This is a genomic window from Bradyrhizobium sp., assembly GCF_049512235.1.
In the GTDB taxonomy this organism is placed as follows: domain Bacteria; phylum Pseudomonadota; class Alphaproteobacteria; order Rhizobiales; family Xanthobacteraceae; genus Bradyrhizobium.
This window is the reverse complement of record NZ_JBEKXH010000606.1, coordinates 1-3,509: the sequence shown is the minus strand read 5'-3', so window position 1 is coordinate 3,509 and position 3,509 is coordinate 1. Positions and strand designations below refer to the sequence as shown.

Sequence of the window (3,509 nt, the reverse complement as noted above, 5' to 3'; positions counted from 1 at the left end):
CGCCTCGTCGTCGTTCCGCTGCTTCCGTCGTTCCATGCGCGCTATCCCGAGATCGTTGCCGACCTCATCGTGTCGGACCGCTATGTCGACCTCGTCGAGGATGGCATCGATGTCGCGATCCGGCTCGGCGAACTTGAGGACTCCTCGGTCATCGCGCGGCGAATCGGCGTCAGTCCCCGGGTGACGGTTGCGACGCCCGCCTATCTGGAACGCACCGGGGCGCCGGCAACGCCGCATGATCTCGACCGCCACGCATGTGTCGCCTTCACTTTTCAGCGCCGGCAGCGCGATTGGGTCTTCCTGGGACCCGATGGTCCCATCAAGCATGCGCCCAAAGGACCGGTTCGGGCCAACGACGCCGAGAACATCCGCGCGGCAGTCCTCGCGGGCGTCGGTCTCGCCCAAGCGCCGCGCTGGCTGTTCGCGGCCGAACTGATCAACGGTGACGTCTGCGAAGTATTGTCCGACTATCCCGCCGAACGCCCGCCGATCCACGCGATATTTCCTCCAGGCCGCAAGCCGGCGAGCCGGGTGCGCGTGTTCATCGATCACCTTGCCGAGGCGTTCGCGCAGAACCCCTGTCTGAACTGAAGTTCATTCCGGAGCGGAATGGACGTTAGTCCAACGCGCGGCGTTATCGGGCCTTCGAAAGCGTCCTAGCTTGCGATCAGACGAAGCGATCGGCGCTTCGCCAAGATTTCTCTGGAAGGACTCTACCGATGACCAAGTTCCCTGTTCATACCGCCGACACCGCCCCCGAAGCTTCGAAGGCGACGCTTAACGCGGTCAAGGGCGCGTTCGGCTTCGTGCCTAACCTACAGGCCAACATGGCGGCCAGCCCCGAGTTGCTCGCCGGTTATACCGCGCTGTGGGACCTGTTCTCCAGGACCAGCCTGACGCCGACCGAACAGCAGGTCGTCTATTTGACCGCCAATTACGAGAACGAATGCCATTACTGCATGGCCGGCCACACCATGCTGTCGAAAATGCAGAAGATCGACGATGTGGTAGTGCAGGCGATTCGCGGCGGCACCTCGATCCCCGACCCCAAGCTCGAAGCGCTGCACGTCTTTACCGGCCTCCTCGTCCGCGAGCGCGGCTTCGTCGGCGACGCGGCGGTCGAGACGTTCCTTGCCGCCGGTTACACCCAGCAGAACGTGCTTGAAGTCGTGCTCGGCGCTGGCACCAAGCTGCTGTCGAACTACACCAACCACATCGTTCACACCGAACTCGATGCCTTCATGAAGGGCGCCGAGTGGACCAAGCCGGGCTCGTCCCGCCGCGCGGCCTGAACTCCCAGCGCCTTCCCATCCAGGAGTAGCCCCGATGTCCCTGCAAGCCCGCCTCGATGCCTTCAAGGCCGATTTCCGTTCCGGCAAGCCGCCGTTCAACGCGCCGCCCGAGATCCACCCAGTGATGGAGCGCGCCACCGCCGAATTGATCGATGGCGGCGCCGCTGCCCGCGCGCTCAAGGTCGGCGACCGTGCCCCGGCCTTCACGCTGAACGACCCCGACGGCAAGCCGATCTCGTCGGCCGACTTGTTGGCCAGGGGACCGCTGGTCATCAGCTTCTACCGCGGCGTCTGGTGCCCCTATTGCAACATGGAGCTGCAGGCGCTCGAAGCCGCGCGCCTCGCGATCGAGACTGCGGGTGCGACCCTCGTCGCCATCTCGCCGCAGAAGCCGGCCAACAGCCGTCGTTCGGCGCGCGAGAACAGCCTCGGCTTCCCGATCCTTAGCGATCCCGGCAACGAGGTCGCCGCAGCGTTCGGACTACGCTTCGCGCTGCCCGACTATCTGGTCGAACTCTACAAGAAACTCGGCAACAACCTGCCGCTCACCAATGGCGACGACAGCTGGACGCTGCCGATGCCCGGCCGCTTCGCCATCGGCCAGGACGGCAATGTGCTCTATGCCGAAGTCAATCCCGACTACACCAAGCGCCCCGAGCCCGAGGACCTGCTCCCCGCGCTCCGTGCCGGCGTCGCTCAGCCAGCGTGACCGACATGGCGCGCACGATCCTCATCACCGGAGCGACGAAAGGCATCGGCCGTGCGACGGCCGAACGCCTCGCCGCCGCCGGACATCATGTGGTCGGGGTCGCGCGCGCCGCCACGCCAGGCTTTCCGGGCGAACTGATCCAAAGGAGCACCACCGATCATCGGCCTCTACGCCTTCGCCACGCCCAATAGCATCAAGGTACCGATCGCGCTCGAAGAGCTCGGTGCGGCCTACACCTTTCATCCCGTCAACATCCGCCAAGGTGAACAGAAGCTGCCGGCGTTCCTGGCGCTCAACCCGAACGGCAAGGTGCCGGTCATCATCGATCCGGAAGGCGCCGATGACCAGCCGATCACGATCAGCGAGTCGGCGGCGATCCTAATCTATCTTCTGTCAGCGAGGCCCGCCTTGCGTGCTCACACAGCTAGTTGATGGTCAAACAAGGAGCTGAACAGATGATCGACTTTCTCCGCACACCCGACGAGCGATTCGTCGACCTGCCCGGCTATGACTTTTCGCCACATTATATCGCGCAGGATAACGGTCTGCGGATGCACTATCTCGATGAGGGCTCCGGCGATCATGTCTTTTTGTGCCTTCATGGCCAACCGACCTGGAGTTATCTCTATCGCAAAATGATACCCCCGCTTTCCGCGAAAGGCCGCGTCATCGCGCCCGACTTCTTTGGTTTCGGCCGGTCGGACAAGCCCATCGAAGAGGACGTCTATAGCTTCGACTTTCACCGCAACGCGCTCATCGCGCTGATCCATGCGCTCGACCTCACCAACATCACGCTGGTATGCCAGGACTGGGGCGGATTGCTGGGACTCACGATTCCGCTCACGATGCCGTCACGATTCACCCGCCTGATTGTCATGAACACCGGGCTCGGCACCGGTGATCGCGTATTGGGCGCCGGCTTCGAGGCGTGGAAGCAGTTCAACCGTGCGCAAAAGGACCTCAATATTGCTTCGCTGCTGAAGCGGAGCACGCCGATTTTGTCGGACCTGGAGGCGGCAGCCTATGCGGCTCCCTTCCCTGATGCGCGTTACAAGGCGGGCGTCCGGCAATTCCCCGAACTGGTACCGTCGACGCCCGACAGCCCGGGCGCCGCGATCAGCCGGGCCGCGCGAGACTGGTGGAAGACGCAATGGAATGGAAAAAGCTTCATGGCAATCGGCGAGGCTGATCCGGTCATCACCCCGGACGCGATGCTTTATCTGCACTCCCTGATCCGCGGATGCCCTGCGCCGTTGCACATCGCCAAGGCGGGTCATTTCGTCCAGGAATGGGGCGACCAGGTTGCAAGCGCTGCCTTGCTCTCATTCTCTGAATAACCCGATTCACGAGACAGAATGCGGACGAAATTATAGCGAGGGGTTTAAAATTTCAACGGCAGAGACAAGCTTATTGTGCGGGGCTTTCAAGCGGCCCTGAGTGCGATTTGCTTGGTTGCCTTTCGCTGGTCCGCGGCTCGATGCTCCACCTCGGCCTGCTCAATCCTGAGG

Annotated in this window: 6 protein-coding genes; all 6 read left to right on the top strand. The window is 63.0% G+C overall.

Going from position 1 to position 3,509, the window contains the following annotated elements; all coding sequences use genetic code 11:
* Positions 1–591 (top strand): substrate binding domain-containing protein (locus ABSG20_RS32595; protein WP_423868561.1); only part of this gene is annotated, 591 nt, incomplete at its 5' end.
* Between the two features lie 128 nt (positions 592–719).
* A complete protein-coding gene (locus ABSG20_RS32590; protein WP_423868560.1) occupies positions 720–1,292 on the top strand; it encodes a carboxymuconolactone decarboxylase family protein in 573 nt (190 codons plus the stop codon).
* A gap of 34 nt (positions 1,293–1,326) precedes the next feature.
* A complete protein-coding gene (locus tag ABSG20_RS32585) occupies positions 1,327–2,001 on the top strand; it encodes a peroxiredoxin-like family protein (protein ID WP_423868559.1) in 675 nt (224 codons plus the stop codon).
* Between the two features lie 5 nt (positions 2,002–2,006).
* Complete coding sequence (locus ABSG20_RS32580; protein ID WP_423868558.1) at positions 2,007–2,192, top strand: SDR family NAD(P)-dependent oxidoreductase; 186 nt, start codon at positions 2,007–2,009, stop codon at positions 2,190–2,192.
* A complete protein-coding gene (locus tag ABSG20_RS32575) occupies positions 2,158–2,433 on the top strand; it encodes a glutathione S-transferase N-terminal domain-containing protein (protein WP_423868562.1) in 276 nt (91 codons plus the stop codon). The genes ABSG20_RS32580 and ABSG20_RS32575 overlap by 35 nt, the downstream gene beginning before the upstream one ends.
* A 23-nt stretch (positions 2,434–2,456) precedes the next feature.
* A complete protein-coding gene (locus ABSG20_RS32570; protein ID WP_423868557.1) occupies positions 2,457–3,338 on the top strand; it encodes a haloalkane dehalogenase in 882 nt (293 codons plus the stop codon).
* Positions 3,339–3,509: the final 171 nt, after the last annotated feature.